Source organism: Cupriavidus sp. 8B (assembly GCF_054589115.1).
The window spans coordinates 1-295 of the sequence record NZ_BAAILO010000339.1; the positions used below are offsets into that span (position 1 = coordinate 1).

The 295-nt window shown below is 62.0% G+C and carries 1 pseudogene; it reads right to left on the reverse strand.

The annotated features are described in order from the left end of the window. Nucleotides 1–295: pseudogene (locus ACYP5B_RS33640) on the reverse strand (porin); the annotation flags it as partial.

Here is a 295-nt window from a genome sequence, read left to right on the forward strand (position 1 = left end):
GGCATTCAAGACGTACATCCACGAACTGTTGCTGTCCTTGCGGGCGTCGGTGTAGTATGCCGCGCCAGTCAGGCTGAAGGCGGGAGTGAACTTGTAGAGCGCGCCAAGCCAGTACAGGTTGTCCTGGCGGACTGCGGTCGCACTGGTGAGTTCGTCACGCATCCAGCGGTAGCCAGCAAACACCTTGGCATCACCGAAGGCATATGCACCGCCAATCGCGGCGCGCTTGGCGGCTGCGCCCGATGTGGCGACTGTGCTGCCCTGGTATTGGTCATAGGCGACACCCACCGAGACC